The organism is Nocardioides sp. CPCC 206348 (assembly GCF_048654705.1).
Lineage (GTDB): Bacteria > Actinomycetota > Actinomycetes > Propionibacteriales > Nocardioidaceae > Nocardioides.
Window position 1 is genome coordinate 72,358 of the sequence record NZ_JBMCZA010000198.1, and the last position, 15,540, is coordinate 87,897.

The following is a 15,540-nucleotide window of genomic DNA, read 5'->3' on the forward strand; positions in this document are numbered from 1 at the left end:
CTCGGCGCTGCGGGCGTGGGTGGTGCTGATCGAGCCCGGCCCGGACTCCATGGCCTTGAGCATGTTCCAGACCTCGGGGCCGCGGACCTCGCCGACGATCTGGCGGGCGAGGTTGAACCGGAAGGAGTGGTGGATGGCCTCCTCGAGGCTGAACTCACCGGCCTGGCGGCCGTCGATGCCGACCTCTCCGGATCCGGGGCGGTGCTCCCAGGCGTGGACGATCTTGTGGCGGTCGACGAGCTCGTGCAGGTGCAGCTCGAACTCGGTCTCGAAGGTGCCGATCATCTCCCAGGGCGGGATGCACGAGCACAGGGCGCGGACCCAGGTGGTCTTGCCGCTGCCTTGGACGCCGGAGACGACGATGCTCTTGCCGGCACGCACGCAGGTTGCGACGAAGTCGGCCAGGACCGGGCTACATGCCTTGCGGTCGTAGACCATCTCGTCCATCGACACCTCGCGCATGCTGTGTCGGCGGATCACGACGGAGGTGTAGGCCATCACCCAGGAGCCGGCCGCGAGCCGCGCTCCCCCGGGCAGCCGGAGGTCCAGGTGCGGCCGGGCCTCGGTGAAGGGTCGGTTCTGCCGTGCGCCGAGGTCGGAGAGGAACTCGCGCAGCTCGTCCTCGGAGTCGGCGATCGGGGCGGCCTCGACCAGGGTGCCGTCGACCAGCTCCAGCCACACCGAGCAGAGCGGGCCGCGGGCGATGACGATGATGTTCTCGACGTCCTCGCGCTCGACCAGGGGCTGCAGGCGGCCGAGTCCGAACAGGGCGGCGTGGAGGGCGGACTTGAGTTCCTTCTCGTGGTCCTTCGTCCACGGCGGCCGACCGGTGGAGACCAGCGTCTCGGCCTCGGACTTGATGAGCTCCTCGATGACGTCGAGGCCCATCTGCTCGCGGTCCTCTTCGGTGACCCGGCCACCTTCCTTGTCGAGCCGGGCGGTCAGTCGCGACGAGATCTCGGCGCGGTACTGCGCGATCAGCTCCCAGTCCAGCTCGACTTCGCCATCCGCGCCGCGGGTGTCGTGGTGCTCCTCCGGCGCTGGCGTGACGAGCGGGCGCAGGCTGAACTCCGAGCGGGCGCGGCCAGGCAGTTGGCCCTCGCCTTCGCTGGTCCAGGCGCCGGCGAAGATCGGCAGCGAGGTCGGGTCGTGGTCCTCGACGACCGGCGGCGGGGGCGGCGGGGTGCCGTTGGTGCCGCGGGCGAAGGGCGAGGTCGGCTCGCGGTTCGCGGCATGGCGGGCCTCCAGCCACTCGTCGGCGCGCAGCGGGTCGCGGCCGTTGGTCTCCGGGTTGTGTCCGTTGGTGCTCATGCGTGGCCTCCGTTCGTGGGAGCGAGGGCGGCCTGGTTGGCGCCGAGGATGGACTGGATGGCGGCGGTGCTGCCCTGGTAGCCGCGCAGCAGCCCGGAGGACTCGAACTTGCGGGGCTTGCGCGCGCCGTGGGAGTAGACCTCGGCCACCTCGGGCTCCCAGTCCACGGAGGCGACCACGGGGATCTGGAGGGCCTTGGCGATGTGGCGTGCGGTGTAGGGCCGGACTCGGGCGCCGGTGGGAAGCGTGGGCCAGCGTCGCTCCTCGTCGACGAGGAGGACCCCGAGACGGGAGAGCCCACCGACCGCGGCGAACTGTGCCCGCAGGGTCTTGGCCCAGCTGGTGGCACCGGCCAGTGCCGGCAGCGAGCTGCGGGTGACGAGCAGGGTCAGGTCGGAGCCGGCGATCAGCGGCTGGGGCCAGCCGGCGAGGCCGAGTCGTCCGGCGTCGATGATGACGTCCTGGCCGTTGCGGTCGAGGGCGCGCAGTTGCTCGGTGAGCGGTTCCCACAGGGGCAACAGGCTGGGGGCCTGCTCGTGGGCGCGGATGCCGGGTAGGAACCAGGCCGAGCGCTCGGCCGGCGCCTCGGGGTCCAGCAGCAGCGTCTCGCGGGGCAGTGCGTCCGCCAGCGTTCCCTCGCGCAGGGACAGGGCGAGGTTGATCAGGCCGCCGGTCGGCTCCTGGGTGCCGTGGAAGTAGCCGGCGAAGACCGAGGAGGATCCGGTCGGGTCGGCGTCGACCAGGAGCACGGGTCGGTGCCAGTTGAGGGTGAGCCCGAGCGCCGTGGTGGACGCGCCGGGCGAACCGCTCGCGGAGGCCAGGACGATCACCGCCATGCCTCAGCGCTCCCGGGCGTCCAGGACGAGTGCGACCCGTCCGGTGGCAGCCCGGGCAGCCAGTTCGGCCGCCTCGGCTTCGGGCACCGAGACGTCGACGACGGTCTCGCCCGTCTCCTCGACCCGGTTAACACCAACGACGGTCGCCTCGATGGTGACCGGGTCTTCGTCGGTGATCTCGCCCTGGTCGCCGGGCGTGGTGACGATCCGGACGACGTCGCCGCCGTAGAGCGGCTCCGACGGCATCTGCGCGGGAGTAAGGCTGATGCCCACCAGGGACTCTCCCTCCCCCGGCACCAGGTTGTCGGTGACCGCCTGCGCGGTGAGCAGGGTGCCGGCCCACAGGTCGACGGCAGCGCGGCTGCCCTCGAGCTCGGCCTTCTGGCTGCCGGGGACCGGGGTCAACGCCGGGTCGACGCTGACCCGCACCACGGCGAGGTCGCCGGCCTCGATGGTCTCGCCACGCTTGATGTCGTTGCTGACGACCAGGACCTCTTGGGCGTCGTTAACCGAGGTGAACGCGAACGCGGTCCCCAGGCCGCCGGCAGCGACAAGAGCCGCGCAGAGTGCCACGACCCAACGCCTGCGGCGGCGCCTCAGCCGTGGAAAGTGGTTGTGGTCGGGAGGTGCCTTGATACTGGCGCCAACCTCGTCCCGTGCTTGTTGAGCAGTGTTCATCGACATGGATCCCCGAGTCCTCTCTTGTCTCGATCACCTACGTGTCAAGACGTGCCGGGAGCGGTCATCGCGAGCCCGACTCGATAGAACCACACTAGTGCATTTCTATCGCGAGGGTCGTTATCCACAGCTGACCGATTCCGAGATGTCATCGCCCGAGTCCTGACCGGAAGTGGTTGCGTGGCCCAATCCCCCCGATGGGACTGAGCGCTCGCACGCACCGAACATCCAGGTCAATGGGACCACAAATCATGCGGACTTTTCGGGAGGAATATCTCCCTGTGGATTACGGTCAAACTCGGCGCCAGGTGCGCCCGTCTACGGCGCTGGACCTACCCGCGCCGCAGACGCTGCTGCCGGGCTTCCTGGAAGGCCGCGGCGACGACGTCGACTGTGTCCCCCAACCCACGCGCGAGACTCTCAAGCTGCCTGGCTGCTGGGAGTCGGGTCCAACGGCCTTGCTCCCAGGCGTAGTAGGTCGGCACAGCCACGTTGACGGCCGCAGCCAACTCGGGCACCGTCAGCCCCGCCTTCAAACGCAGTGCTCTGAGATCAGGAACCTCACCCTCCATGTGAATTAGACGAAGGGTCGGGATGTCGAGCGCTCTAGCAAGCTTGACCAAGAAGTCCGGCCGAGGAACCGACGCGCCCAGCTCCCAACGAGATATGCGCTCCCCACCGGCGGCACCAACTAGACGCGCCAACTCATGCTGGGTCAGGCCCGCCTTCTCGCGAGCGGCGCGCAGCACTGAGGGGTCAATTCCGGAAACCATCGCTGACAGACACTAGTCGGAGCAAGCGGGAGCCCCCGCCGCGAATCTCCTCACAAGTTGAGCGACCTACGTGATACCCGCGCTGGGCAGAGGGCGCTGGGACACGCCGCTGACTCGAGGTGGAGCGTGACAACGGCGATGCCTACCGGTCCTCTCGAAAGGCGTGGGCCTCATCAAATCCGGACGCCCGCAGGTAGCACCGCCTCTGAACCGCGTCTGCCTCGTACTGTCGGAGGCGACTCGTACTCTCAGAGAGCCGAGGCCCTCCAGATTCCTCGGCAGAAGCGAGGTGACCGGGTGGGAAGCGGTAAGCAGGTCAGCCGCAGCGCGCACATCGGCGATGCTGGTATCGCCCTTATCCACCAGCGGGTCAGCGCCATGGATCACGTCTGGCACGAGCGCACAGTCGACGCCGGCATCGATGGCACGATCGAGCTGCGCGACCATGCGACGGGCGAAGTCAGCAACTGCCACCTCCAGGTGCAAAGCAAGGCCAGCGACAACGACTTCCCCGGTGAGACCGCCGACCGGTTCCACTACGACTGCGACGAGCGCGACCTGGACTACTGGATGAAGTCTTCAATGCCCGTCCTGCTGGTCTGCTCACACCCCAAGCGGGGCGAAGCCTGGTGGGCGCACATCCAGTCCTACTTCGCGGATCCCGCCCGTCGCGCCGGCGGACGTGTGGACTTCAACAAGATCACCATGTCCCTTGGAGGGGACGTCTCCGACCGGCTGTTCGCGGTTGCGGATCCTCACGGCCGCGCGCACACGCCCGTCGCTGATCTGCGTGATGAAACGCTGGAGTCGAACCTGCTGCCCGTGACGATGCCCGACGTGTTCTGGGCATACGACGCCGCGGTCACACTCCCCCGGAAGGTCTACGACCTACAGCGCGAGAGCAGCCTCGACATCCGAGACGACTTCACCCTCTTCGGCGGCCGGCTGCTGACGTGGAGCCCCGTCGAGGACACCGCGCTGGCGGGCGCGGTGAACGGTGACCCGACGATCGAGGCCACCGGCGAACTGCTCGACGGCAGCCCGGACAGCGAGCGAGTACTGGTGCGCTTACTCAACAACGCCTTCCGGCAAGACCTCCGCGATGACTGCGCCTTCCACGGCAAGCGCCACATGCTCTACTTCCGTGCCACCGACGACCTGTCGCCACGGAGCTGGAACACAAGCGGCACCCATTGGCGCTCCGTCTTCAAGCCGCACGCCAAGAAGACCAACCCATCGCAGGTCAGCTACTACAAGCACGCCGGCCTCAAGTGGCAGTTCCTCAACCTCGACGACGAGTGGTTCTGCGCCCTGACGCCCGACTACTACTACTCGATCGACGGCTACCGCGAGTCACGGTTCACAGCCCAGTACCTGAGCGGCATCAAGCGGCTCGAACGTAACCCCGCTGCGCTCGGCGAGACCCGCATGTGGGCCGCCATCCTCGCCGGTCGCGAGGGCGGCCATGACAGCTTGTTCAGCCAGAACGAGCGCATCCTCGACTTCGGCAAACTCGTCACCTTCGACACCGACCGAGGCATCGACGAGGCGAAGTGGAAGCGAGCGGCAGAGGCGTCGGACCCGACCGATCCTCTGGCTGACGGGGAGCTGGCGGAGACGGCATGAAACTCACGTTCATCGAAGAACCGGACCTGGAATTCGGCAACGGCAGCCGCCACATCGACCCACGTAGCGGCATCAACAACTACGGTCCGGCCGACCTGAGCAATACGGGAGTCCGGACGATCCAGATCGGCATCGTCGGCACCAAGGAGGCCATCGATGGGGTCAAGGCATGGCTCGACCGCTGCCGCGAACCAATTGCACCCAAAGAAAGCCCGCTATCGCACCTCTACTTGCCGTTTCCTGGGTTCCATACCAGCGTCGGCTTCCGCTCGACGATCATCTGGAACGGACGGCTGGAGCGCACACTCGACAAACGAGCCCTGGAGAACATCGCAACGCTGAGTCCGCTGCAGGCTGTGCAGAAGGGCGTCGAACTGTACGAGGCCGAGCTGAGAACGCTCGATGAGGAACCCAACTGCGACGTGATCATCGTCTGCCGTCCCGACGATCTGCCGGAACGCGAGGAGCCGAAGACCAACCCTGACCGACCGTGGGAGCAACCAAAAGCTGCGTCTATCGGCTTCGACTTCCACGAACTGCTGAAGGCACGCTCGCTGAGCGGTAGTCGTCCCATCCAAATTATCCGACGCGAGACCTGGGACCCGACCTACAAGCCAAAGGGCCGCGACAGGCGACGCCAGCAGGACGAGGCAACCAAGGCCTGGAACCTGCACACGGCGTTGTACTACAAGGCCGGCGGCGTGCCATGGCGGATGACCCGCCATGTCCGGGACCTCACGACCTGCTACGTCGGTGTCGCCTTCTACCGGAGCACCGACAACGAAACACTGCAGACGAGCGTGGCGCAGGTTTTCAACGAGCGCGGCGACGGCGTGATCGTCCGTGGCGCGCAGGCCACTCAGTCGAAGGACGACCGACAGCCACACCTCACCGGTGACGACGCCAAGGACCTCCTTGAGCAGTCGCTGGCCCGTTACCGCATCGAGCACAAGACGGCACCCGCACGCGTCATGCTGCACAAGACCTCTTCGTTCACGCCTGAAGAGCTGGAGGGCTTCCGGGCTGCCGCCGAGGCGGAGCGCCTGGCCATGCTCGAACTCGTCTGGATCCCACGCGATGACTCCCCCCGGCTGTTTCGGCAAGGCGAGCAGACGACCCTACGAGGCACGCTCCTGTCGCTCACCGACACCCGGCACCTGCTCTACACCCGTGGGAGCGTTCCGTTCTACCGGACTTACCCAGGGATGTACGTGCCGTCGGCACTCCCCTTCCGCCTTGTCGACGTGCAGTCGAGCGCGGCCGAGATCGCGACTGAGCTGCTCGCGCTCTCCAAGATGAACTGGAACGCCACCCAACTCGACGGACGGGTGCCCATCACGCTGCGCACAGCTGACTCGATCGGCCGGATCCTGAAGCACCTCGGCCCGAATGAACGCCCGGCGCCGCGATACGCCTACTACATGTGACTTGGCTCGGTGGGTGTAGCTGGGATTGAGCTCGTCGCTTCTTCGGATCGCATCGGCCAGCACAAGACGGCCAAGCATCGAGAGGTGCCCGCTCCGAGCCGCCAGCGAAGTGCGCGCCGCCCTCCGCGAGTTCACGCACAGCCTCAACACCCCAGACAGCGTTAACGTCATCGCAGCTCGTTCCCCCGCTGATCAAGAAGCACTTCCCTGACCACATCGGGGCGCTCAACACCATCCAGCTCGTAGCCCTCAATGGTGGGGCTCTGATCCCGCCGCTTCTCGCTATGCCTCTCGACATCGCATTTGGCTGGCGCGCCGCTGTCGGCATCTGGGCAGTCCCAGCCGTCCTCGCGACCACATTCGCCGTCCTGCTCTGGCTCCAACACCCCCGTTCGCAGCACATCCACCATCCAGTGGAGGCAAGCGCAGCAGCTGAGGGACCAGTGCTGCCGATGTGGCAGATCCCGCGCGCCTGGGCGCGGGCGGCGCTCTACGGCTTTACATCCTGGAACGTATTCATCCTCTTTACCTGGCTCCCGGCCCTCCTCGTCGACGCCGGCCAACCTCGATCCCTCGGCGGAACGATGGTGTCCCTGATCATCGGCGTCAGCCTTATTGCATCCTTCGCTGTTCCGCGGCTGACTGGCAGCCTGCGCAACACGTTCCTCCTGACCGGCACCTGCGCGGTCGCCTACGTCCTCGGATACACCGGCCTTGCCCTCGCGCCTGGTGCTGCCCCGGTGCTGTGGACATTCTTGGTCGGTATCGGATGCGTCCTCTTCCCCATCACCTTGACGATGATCAACACCCACGCCCGCACCCACGCCGGAACTACGGCGCTCTCTGGCTTCGTCCAAGGCATCGGATGCGCCATCGCCCTCCTCGGGCCACTCCTGTTCGGCGCAGCCCACGCCCTCACCGGAACCTGGGGATGCTCGTACCTCCTGGTCGCGGGCGCAGCGGTCCTCGCCATCGCAATCCTCGGCTGGCGCATACGCACCACCATCCACGTCGAGGACCATCGTCCTGCCAGGACACGTGAACGTGCAAACACTCCCCAGCTTCGATGACCTCCCCCCGCCATCGTCGCCCGAACACGGCACGGGGAAGGCCGTCGCCGGTGGGCAAGACACTGCGACGACCGTCGTCATACGGCGCCCGCATCCCAGCAACCAGGTGTGGTCTACGCGGGTATGAGGTCAAGAACCCTTGAAGGTGGGCTGGAGCCTCTCAACAAACGCCCGCACTCCGGCGACGCCGTCCGCGGTGGCGATCAACTCTGTCTGGGCGGCGCGCTCGCGAGCGAGGTGCGCTCTGAGATCACCTAGCGTGGCCGCATCGACGGCCTTCTTGGTCTGTGCGAACGCGGCCGTAGGTCCCTGCGCAAGCCGCTGCACGACCTCATCAGCGCGTGCGTCGAACTCGTCGTCGTCGAAGACCCGCGACGCGATCCCCCAATCGTGTGCCTGTGCAGCGCTCAGGGTGTCGCCGAGAACGGCTAGGCCCAAGGCACGTGCTCGGCCCACAGCAGCGGCAAGCGTTGCAGTGGCTCCCCCGTCGGGCATCAGGCCGATACTGCTGAAGCCGAGGGCCAACGCGGCGGTGCTGCCCATCATGACTACGTCGCATGCGAGAACGAGAGAAACCCCGGCACCAGCGGCGATGCCGTGGACCAACGCTACGACCGGATACGGTGCCTCTCGCAGCGCGACCACTACCTCGTTCACGAGTGCGACCGTCCCCTCCGATGGCTGCCCTGGGGCGGTGAGGTCGCCACCCGCACAGAACGCTCGGCCACTGCCCTCAAGTGTCATCACCCGTACTGTTAGGTCCCTGGAGGATGCCCGGATAGCTTCCAATAGCGCAACGAGCATTTCCGGGGTCACGGCGTTGAGCCGCTCAGGTCGATGCAGCCGGATTCGCCGAACGGGGCCGTCGACGTCGACGACGATCTGCATCTCGGGATCAGGCATCGCTCGCCCCAAGGAGGTGTCCCATGCGCGCGTGCTTGGTGCGCAGGTAACGCACATTCTCCAGCCCGGGCTCGATACGTAGCGCAACACGTTCTCGGATGTCGATGCCTGCGGCCGCCACGGCCGAGACCTTCTCCGGGTTGTTGGTCAGCAAGCGGACTGCCTCGATACCGAGATCTCGCAGGATTGCTGTGGCGGACCGGTAGTCGCGGGCGTCAACCGGTAGTCCGAGGACGAGGTTCGCGTCGACGGTGTCCAGCCCACGGTCCTGCCAGGCGTATGCCCTCAGCTTGTTGACCAGGCCGATCCCACGACCTTCGTGATCACGAAGGTAGATGACGGCGCCGGAGCCCTCCGCGACGATCGCGCGCATCGAGGCCTGCAGTTGGGGGCCGCAGTCGCAGCGACGTGAGCCGAATGCGTCACCGGTCAGGCATTCTGAGTGGATCCGCACCATCGCGATACCCGATCGCGGTTCGCCATGGACCAGGGCCAGGTGTTCGGTGCCGCGACGGTCCACGTAGCCGATTGCCGTGAAATGGCCCGCTTCGGTCGGGAGTGACGTCGTTGCTTCACGTCGCACACGGGACAGGATTGGACGTCTCATGTGCTGACCTCCGCGGCGTTCGTGGCCGGCGGTAGTCCGGTGATGGCCAGGCCAGACCGCGTCCGGTAGCGCTTGTTGATACTGATGAGGACGGCGGTGAGCGGCTCTAGTTGGCGGGCGAGTCGCAGGGCTCCGGCGTCGACACCCGGCGTACCCGTAACCGCGCGCGCCAACTCCACGACAGTCTGCTTGGCCTCGTGGTTGTAGCCACACACGAGCACGGACTCGTGGCCCATGGGTTCGGTGTCCTCCCAGAGCGTGGCGGCGGCGACATGGTGGAACGCACCCACGACCATGGCCGCCGGGACAAGGCGCTGAGCCTCTTCTGCGGCACTCTCGGCGACCTCGAGTCCGAACGGTCCGCGCTTGTCGAAACCGAGCGGGTTCACACAGCTGATGACGACTCGGCCAGCTAGCCGCTCTGCCAATGTTCGGACCAATTCGCCGTGCCCGTCCCAAGGAACCGCCAACAACACCATGTCGCAGTCGCTGAGGATGTCTCCGTTGGTTCCCGCGCTGACGACGGCGCCGTCAAGGCGGCTCGCAATCTCGTCGGCCGCCACCTGGGCACGTTCGAAATCGCGGGATCCGATCGCCACAGCGTGACCGGCCGCGGCGAAGCGGAAGGCAAGTCCCTTGCCTTGTGGGCCCGTGCCGCCGATCACGGCGATCCGGTGTTTCATCACGGGAGTTCCTCGGTTGAATTGGTTAGCGCGATGCGGTCGGGCCGCCATTGTTGGCGGAGTTCGTCGGCGTTCTTTGGGACGCATACCAGGTCGCCGAAGATGTTGACGCCGTTGTGGATCAGGAAGCTTTCGAGCGCCAGGAGTGGTCGGCGTCTGCTGTCCGGGCCGTCGCGCCGGACGGTGAGTTCTGGGAACTCCTGCCATCGGTCCAGCAGGGTCGCCGGATCGGTGTGGTGGGTATGGCAGAACTGGTGGAGGGCGGCGAGGTGCGCGTCTATCTCTACGTCGTCGAGTCCAACGGTCTTGCGGAGTGATTGCTCCCAGTGAGCCAGCGCGTCGAACATCAGTTGCCACCGACCAGTATGGCGTCGCGTGAACCGGCCAGAATGTCGCCGTAGAGCGTTGTGCGTTGGCGGATTGGGCGCCCGGCGGCCGCGGCGATGGCTGCGAAGTCAGATGGGGTCAGTGCTTGGCCGTGGGCGGCCCCGGCGGCGCGGCTGATGTTCTCGTCCATCAGGGTGCCGCCGAGATCGTTGACGCCCGAGGCAAGCAGCTGTTGGGCGCCGACGCTGCCGAGCTTGACCCAGGAGGCTTGGATGTTGTCGATGTCGCCGCGGTAGGCGATGCGCGCTACCGCGTGCATGAGCAGTGTTTCGCGCCAGGTGGGGCCGCGGCGGGCGCCGCGTTTGAGATAGATGGGGGCGGCCATGTGCACGAATGGGAGACCCACGAACTCGGTGAATCCGCCGGTCCGACGCTGCAGGTCGCGGGTGCGCAATATGTGCCGAACCCAGTGTTCGGGCGTCTCAATGGCACCGAACATGATGGTGACGTTGCTGCGCAGGCCGACGCTGTGGGCCGTCTCGTGGACCTGTAGCCATTCCTCGGTATTCAACTTGTCCGGGCACAGCACGGCGCGAATCTCGTCGTCGAGGATCTCGGCTGCCGTGCCCGGCAGCGACTTCAGTCCGGCCTGCTGCAGCCGCAGCAGATAGGACTCGAGGGACTCACCCAGCCGTTTCGCGCCCTCCATCACCTCGAGTGCCGTAAAGCCGTGGATATGGATGCCGGGGACCGCCTCATGGACCGCCTTGGCTACGTCGACGTAGAAGTTGCCGTCGAAGTTCGGATGTATGCCGCCTTGGAGGCATACCTCGGTCGCACCCAGGTCCCAAGCCTCGGCGGCTCGTTCGGCGACATCCTCGAGGGTGAGCAGGTACGGCTTGCCGCGCAGGTTGAGCGACAGCGGTCCTTTGGAGAATCCGCAAAATGTGCATCGGAAGGTGCAGACGTTGGTGTAGTTGATGTTGCGGTTCGCGACGAAGGTCACGTCTTCGCCGACGACATCGCGGCGGATCTGGTCGGCGAGCTCGGCGACGGCGGTGACCTCGGGACCACGCGCGGTGAACAAGGTCAGCAACTCTTCGGAGCCGACGTCCTGTCCGGCCCGGACCCCGCCGATCACCTCGCGGATGGCTCCGGCAGCGGCGGAGCGCCCGGGCACCAGGACGATGGGGTCACTTCCGGCACCCGAGTACCAACCGGTGGAGCGGCGGCCGATCTGGATGACCTCCGCGCCGGTTCCGACGTTGGCCGCGGCCTGATGACGTTCGGGCCACAGGGCGCCGGGGTCGTCGCGTCCCAAGAGGTCTGCGTCGGATCGGTCGAGCACGGGGAAGCGAAGCCGCTCGTCGAGCCATCGGTCCGGGTCCGCCGCCAACTCCGGGTACACCGGCAATCGAGGCGCCAAGGTCCGGCCGGTCAGTTCGGTCGCCGTCCTGAGGGTGGTCAGTGCGGGCCAGGGCCGTTCGGGGTTGACGTGGTCCGCCGTCACTGGTGACACCCCGCCCCAGTCATCGATGCCCGCGGACACCAAGGTGCCTAGCTGGTCTGGTTCGGACAGGTTGGGAGGCGCTTGGAGATGGATGTCGACCGGTAGGACGAGGCGGGCGATGGCGATCGCGCGGACGTGCTCCTCGTGCGTGCAGGCTGCCGCGGCGCGCATGGCGGTGCCGGGTTTGGGCAGGAAGTTCTGGACGATCACCTCCTGGACATGGCCGTGCCGGGCATGGGACTCAGCGATCGCCCGCAGGGCCGCGATCCGGTCGGCCTCGCCCTCGCCGATCCCGACCAGGATCCCGGTGGTGAACGGAATCTGGAGGTGTCCGGCCGCCTCTAGGGTCGCGAGTCGTCGAGGCGGAGTCTTGTCGGGTGCCCCGCGATGTGCCATGAGGTCGTCGCGGAGCGACTCGATCATCATTCCCTGGGAGGGTGACACCCGCCGCAGGGCGGCCAACGCGTCCGCACCGATTGCTCCGGCATTGGCGTGCGGCAGCAGACCGGTCTGCTCGACGACCAGTTCGCACATTGCCACCAGGTAGTCGGTGGTCGAGCTGTAGCCGTGTTCGTCGAGCCAGGCGCGGGCCTCGGGGTAGCGGGCCTCGGGATTCTCGCCCAGCGTGAAGAGCGCTTCGTGGCAGCCGGCATCTGCGCCCCTGCTGGCTATGGACAGGATCTCGTCAGGCGAGAGATACGGGGCAGGTAGCGAGCGGGGTGCTGTGGCAAACGTGCAGTAGCCGCACCGATCCCGACACAGCTGCGTGAGCGGGACGAAGACCTTCGGCGAGTACGTCAGGCGGGTGCCGAACGCAAGGTCGCGGAGACGCGTGGCCTCGGCGACCAGATCCTGGGTGCTCCATCTCGTCAGGTCGTCCATGACGGTCCTTTCGGCGGGTCGCGTGTGGGTCAGCTCATCCAGGCCGGCTGCTCGGTGAGCAGGCGTCGGCCGTTGGCGATGAAGAAGGCGCGGATGACATTGCTGCGCTGGAGTTGGGCGTTCGACGAGTCACCGAAGCTAGCGGCGAAGGCCTTGGCGCCTTCGGTGTAGAAGCCGCGCTTCTTGTACTTGCGGGTCTCCTCGTCGAAGATCTCGGCGATCATCGTGTCGGGGTCCCGGTCCACATGGGCCGCGAAGGCCTCAAGAAGGTTGAGCCGGTCGTCGCGTTCCCGCGCCGTCAGGTCATCGAGGGTTGCGGCGTACCGCTGGATGGACGTATGGGCGGCAAATTCGGGGCTGGGCATGGTGGGGTCTTTCCTCTGGTGGGCTGGAACCCGGGGGCGGCCGCACGGTCAGGCCGCCCCCGGGGCTCGGGATGGGATCAGTCGGGAAGGCCGAACATTGCCGCGAGCGCCCTGACCTCGCGGCGACGGTGCGGAAGCGGCGCAGGGGTCTGGATCATGCCGGCCTCGATGAGCTCTGCGACGACGGCGGGGTCGCGGTGCAGGGAGTTCCCCCATTTCCCGTCGAAGTAGAGGTCCTCGAAGTCGGGCCGCGGCCGCTGGCCACCTGCGTCGGTCCCTTCGGCGGCGTAGCCGAGCAGCTGGATCTGGGCGACGGTCGCGGTCTCGGGGAGGCCGAGCAGTTCCGCCATCCGCTGCCGGTTCCCGGTCAGCAGCTGCGTACCGAGACCCTCGTCCTGGGCAGCCAAGAGCGAGGCTCCGATGGCAAGCCCGGTCTCGATGGCCGAGAGCCATTCTGCGAACTGGCGCTCTCCAGCCATGACGTTGAAGTCCGCGGTGTTAAGCACGATCTCGTCGATGAACTGCTCGCTCCAGCCGTAGCTGGAGGTAAGTGCGCCTGCGTCCATGAGACCCGTCAGGTACTCGCGCAGGTTGTCCCAGCCTGCCAGGTCGATGGTCCAGTAGATGTGGACAGGCGCTTGGGAAGCCTGCGGCTGGTTGTAGAGCGCTTCGACCAGACCGGCGAAGACGTCGGGATCGGTTTCGTCGCGGTGGACGACGACGGCCTTGCGCACCAGCTGCGCGTTGCCATGGCAGGACTGGAGCCGGGCCGCCTCCAGTACCTTCTGAACCTTCTGGCGTTCGACCTGCTGCCAAGGCTTGTAGTAGCGGATGGAGCGTCGACGGCCGACCGCCTCCTTGAACGTCAGGCCGAGCGAAGACGTCGGTGCCGGGACCGTCGTCTCTGGCTGCACTGCAGTCATTGCGTACCTCATCTCATCGGGCCTGCGGCACCGGTCGGCGCAGCAGGTGCTTCTGGATCTTCCCCACGGATGTGCGCGGAAGTTCTTCAACGACGTGGACCTGGTCGGGGACCTTGAATTTGGCCAACTCGCGACGGCAGTGCGCGATCACGTCCTCGGCGTCGAGCCGGAGGCCGTCACGGGCCACGACGTAGACGTGGATCGCCTCGTCCAGCATCGAGTCCGGCACGCCAACGGCAGCCGACTCAAGGACTCCGTCTAGCTGATCGACCACCCTCTCGATCTCGCCACACGCGACGTTCTCTCCCGAGCGCTTGATCATGTCTTTCGCGCGGTCGACGAAGTACAGGTAGCCATCCACGTCGGCCCGCACCATGTCACCGGTCCGCAGCCAGTCGTCGGAGAGCGCGGCGGCCGTCGCCTCTGGATCGTCTAGGTATCTGAGCATCATGGTTTGGCCTGGTTCGCCGCCCACGAGCAGCTCTCCGGGGTCGCCCGCAGGCACGTCCTGGCCGTCGACGTCGACGACGCGGAGGCGGGAGCCTGGCAGCGGGCGCCCAATGCTCAGGGAGTGACGTGTCTCGTACAGCGGGTTCATCGTCGGCGGGATGACCGTCTCTGTCATGCCGTAGAGCTGCACGAGGGGGTTCGCGAAGCGCTGCTCGAACTCGAAAGCCTGTTCCTTCGACATGTTCTGGGCGAACAGAGTGACCCGGAGCTTGTGTGCCCGGTCCCAATCGGTCGGATCCTTCGCCAGAATCATCCTGATAGGTGCTGCGAACAGGCTTGCGACGGTTGCTTCGAGTGCCGCCGCCTGCTCGGACCAACGGCTGGCACTGAATCGGGGAGTCAACGCTATTGACGCACCGGAGACGAGTGCCGCCATCGTGCAGTAGTACTGGGCATTGGCGTGGAACAGCGGGAGCACCACTAGGAAGCGGTCGTCGGGGCGTAGGCGCACGTGGTTGGCGACCGCGTCGCCGACTGCCAGATACGCCGCGTGAGTGATCTCCACGCCCTTGGGTCGACTGGTCGTCCCCGACGTGTACAGCACCGCCAAGACATCGCCGGCCGCAGCAGCCGACGGTCCAACCCACGGCTCCACGCCGTCCGTCCAGCTGCCCGTCACATCGACCACGTGCTCGGCACCCGCAGCATGCACTGTTTCCTGGAGACCGGGTTCGGTCAAGACCACTCGGCAACCCGAATGCTCGAGCATGTACCGCAACTCAGAGCCCGTCGCGATCGGGTTGGTCGGCACCATCACGGCGCCAAGGTGAGCGGCGGCAAACCACACATCGTAGAAGGCGGGGCAGTTGGTCAGGTGCACACCAAAGCGGGTGCCAGCCGAGATCCCCAGCTCCTTCAGCGCCATGGCGGCCCGCCGCGACCTCGCCTCCTGGTCGGCCCACGTGATGGTCTCCACGACACCCGGCTCGCGTTCGAAGACCAAGAACGTGGCATCTGGACGCAAAGACGTCTGAGCTGATAGGACACTTGCGACGGTGTCGGGGCCTCGGGGAGCGATGAACGTCACACGCACACTCTGTGACCTGGATCTCACCACCCTGTCAACGCAATATCAACGCATCCTCAACGTTGGGAGCCGGCTTGGGCGT

15 protein-coding genes are annotated in these 15,540 nt (G+C 66.6%); 3 read left to right on the forward strand and 12 right to left on the reverse strand.

Going from position 1 to position 15,540, the window contains the following annotated elements:
• The 4 genes from ACOADB_RS18785 to ACOADB_RS18800 all read right to left on the reverse strand — a co-directional run.
• A partial coding sequence (locus tag ACOADB_RS18785) for a CpaF family protein (RefSeq protein ID WP_378601852.1) occupies positions 1-1,311 on the reverse strand: 1,311 nt, incomplete at its 3' end.
• Positions 1,308-2,147, reverse strand: coding sequence for a hypothetical protein (locus ACOADB_RS18790; protein ID WP_378601855.1), 840 nt, complete (start codon positions 2,145-2,147; stop codon positions 1,308-1,310). The genes ACOADB_RS18785 and ACOADB_RS18790, both read right to left, overlap by 4 nt.
• 3 nt (positions 2,148-2,150) lie before the next feature.
• Positions 2,151-2,720, reverse strand: a complete 570-nt coding sequence (locus ACOADB_RS18795; RefSeq protein ID WP_378601857.1) for an SAF domain-containing protein — start codon at positions 2,718-2,720, stop codon at positions 2,151-2,153.
• A gap of 437 nt (positions 2,721-3,157) precedes the next feature.
• Positions 3,158-3,598 carry a helix-turn-helix domain-containing protein gene (locus ACOADB_RS18800; RefSeq protein WP_082600003.1) on the reverse strand — a complete coding sequence of 147 codons (441 nt, stop codon included), beginning with the start codon at positions 3,596-3,598 and terminating at the stop codon, positions 3,158-3,160.
• Between the two features lie 297 nt (positions 3,599-3,895).
• On the opposite strand from ACOADB_RS18800, the gene ACOADB_RS18805 reads away from it, so the two are divergent.
• From ACOADB_RS18805 to ACOADB_RS18815, 3 genes are all read left to right on the forward strand, one after another.
• A complete protein-coding gene (locus ACOADB_RS18805) occupies positions 3,896-5,224 on the forward strand; it encodes a DUF4365 domain-containing protein (RefSeq protein ID WP_378601861.1) in 1,329 nt (442 codons plus the stop codon).
• Positions 5,221-6,651: an argonaute/piwi family protein gene (locus ACOADB_RS18810; protein WP_378601864.1), complete on the forward strand. Its 1,431-nt coding sequence runs from the start codon at positions 5,221-5,223 to the stop codon at positions 6,649-6,651. The genes ACOADB_RS18805 and ACOADB_RS18810 overlap by 4 nt, the downstream gene beginning before the upstream one ends.
• 233 nt (positions 6,652-6,884) lie before the next feature.
• The gene (locus ACOADB_RS18815; protein WP_378602082.1) at positions 6,885-7,721 is read left to right on the forward strand and encodes a CynX/NimT family MFS transporter; all 837 of its coding nucleotides are present in this window, start codon (positions 6,885-6,887) and stop codon (positions 7,719-7,721) included.
• A gap of 129 nt (positions 7,722-7,850) precedes the next feature.
• Here the strand turns inward: ACOADB_RS18815 and ACOADB_RS18820 are convergent, their stop codons facing one another.
• The 8 genes from ACOADB_RS18820 to ACOADB_RS18855 all read right to left on the reverse strand — a co-directional run bounded on the left by ACOADB_RS18820 (position 7,851) and on the right by ACOADB_RS18855 (position 15,488).
• Positions 7,851-8,624, reverse strand: a complete 774-nt coding sequence (locus tag ACOADB_RS18820; protein ID WP_378601867.1) for an enoyl-CoA hydratase-related protein — start codon at positions 8,622-8,624, stop codon at positions 7,851-7,853.
• Positions 8,617-9,231 (reverse strand): GTP cyclohydrolase II, encoded by a 615-nt coding sequence (ribA, locus tag ACOADB_RS18825; protein WP_378601870.1) that lies wholly within the window; start codon positions 9,229-9,231, stop codon positions 8,617-8,619. The genes ACOADB_RS18820 and ribA overlap by 8 nt, the downstream gene beginning before the upstream one ends.
• Entirely contained in the window at positions 9,228-9,896 is a 669-nt protein-coding gene (gene npdG / locus ACOADB_RS18830; protein WP_378601873.1) for an NADPH-dependent F420 reductase, read from the reverse strand. Before npdG ends, ribA begins: the two co-directional genes overlap by 4 nt.
• A gap of 17 nt (positions 9,897-9,913) precedes the next feature.
• Entirely contained in the window at positions 9,914-10,261 is a 348-nt protein-coding gene (locus ACOADB_RS18835; protein ID WP_378601876.1) for a hypothetical protein, read from the reverse strand.
• Positions 10,261-12,633, reverse strand: coding sequence for a bifunctional FO biosynthesis protein CofGH (locus ACOADB_RS18840; protein ID WP_378601879.1), 2,373 nt, complete (start codon positions 12,631-12,633; stop codon positions 10,261-10,263). Before ACOADB_RS18840 ends, ACOADB_RS18835 begins: the two co-directional genes overlap by 1 nt.
• 29 nt (positions 12,634-12,662) lie before the next feature.
• Complete coding sequence (locus ACOADB_RS18845) at positions 12,663-12,998, reverse strand: hypothetical protein (RefSeq protein ID WP_378601882.1); 336 nt, start codon at positions 12,996-12,998, stop codon at positions 12,663-12,665.
• Between the two features lie 77 nt (positions 12,999-13,075).
• Positions 13,076-13,921: a nitroreductase family protein gene (locus tag ACOADB_RS18850; protein ID WP_378601885.1), complete on the reverse strand. Its 846-nt coding sequence runs from the start codon at positions 13,919-13,921 to the stop codon at positions 13,076-13,078.
• Positions 13,922-13,934: 13 nt separating this feature from the next.
• Complete coding sequence (locus ACOADB_RS18855; RefSeq protein WP_378601888.1) at positions 13,935-15,488, reverse strand: AMP-binding protein; 1,554 nt, start codon at positions 15,486-15,488, stop codon at positions 13,935-13,937.
• Positions 15,489-15,540: the final 52 nt, after the last annotated feature.

Bases quoted from the DNA above. Each gene is read 5' to 3' on its own strand.
- ribA (WP_378601870.1), bottom strand. From the start codon at position 9,231: ATGAGACGTCCAATCCTGTCCCGTGTGCGACGTGAAGCAACGACGTCA.
- ACOADB_RS18800 (WP_082600003.1), bottom strand. From the start codon at position 3,598: ATGGTTTCCGGAATTGACCCCTCAGTGCTGCGCGCCGCTCGCGAGAAG.
- ACOADB_RS18845 (WP_378601882.1), bottom strand. From the start codon at position 12,998: ATGCCCAGCCCCGAATTTGCCGCCCATACGTCCATCCAGCGGTACGCC.
- ACOADB_RS18810 (WP_378601864.1), top strand. From the start codon at position 5,221: ATGAAACTCACGTTCATCGAAGAACCGGACCTGGAATTCGGCAACGGC.
- ACOADB_RS18820 (WP_378601867.1), bottom strand. From the start codon at position 8,624: ATGCCTGATCCCGAGATGCAGATCGTCGTCGACGTCGACGGCCCCGTT.
- ACOADB_RS18835 (WP_378601876.1), bottom strand. From the start codon at position 10,261: ATGTTCGACGCGCTGGCTCACTGGGAGCAATCACTCCGCAAGACCGTT.
- ACOADB_RS18790 (WP_378601855.1), bottom strand. From the start codon at position 2,147: ATGGCGGTGATCGTCCTGGCCTCCGCGAGCGGTTCGCCCGGCGCGTCC.
- ACOADB_RS18840 (WP_378601879.1), bottom strand. From the start codon at position 12,633: ATGGACGACCTGACGAGATGGAGCACCCAGGATCTGGTCGCCGAGGCC.
- ACOADB_RS18850 (WP_378601885.1), bottom strand. From the start codon at position 13,921: ATGACTGCAGTGCAGCCAGAGACGACGGTCCCGGCACCGACGTCTTCG.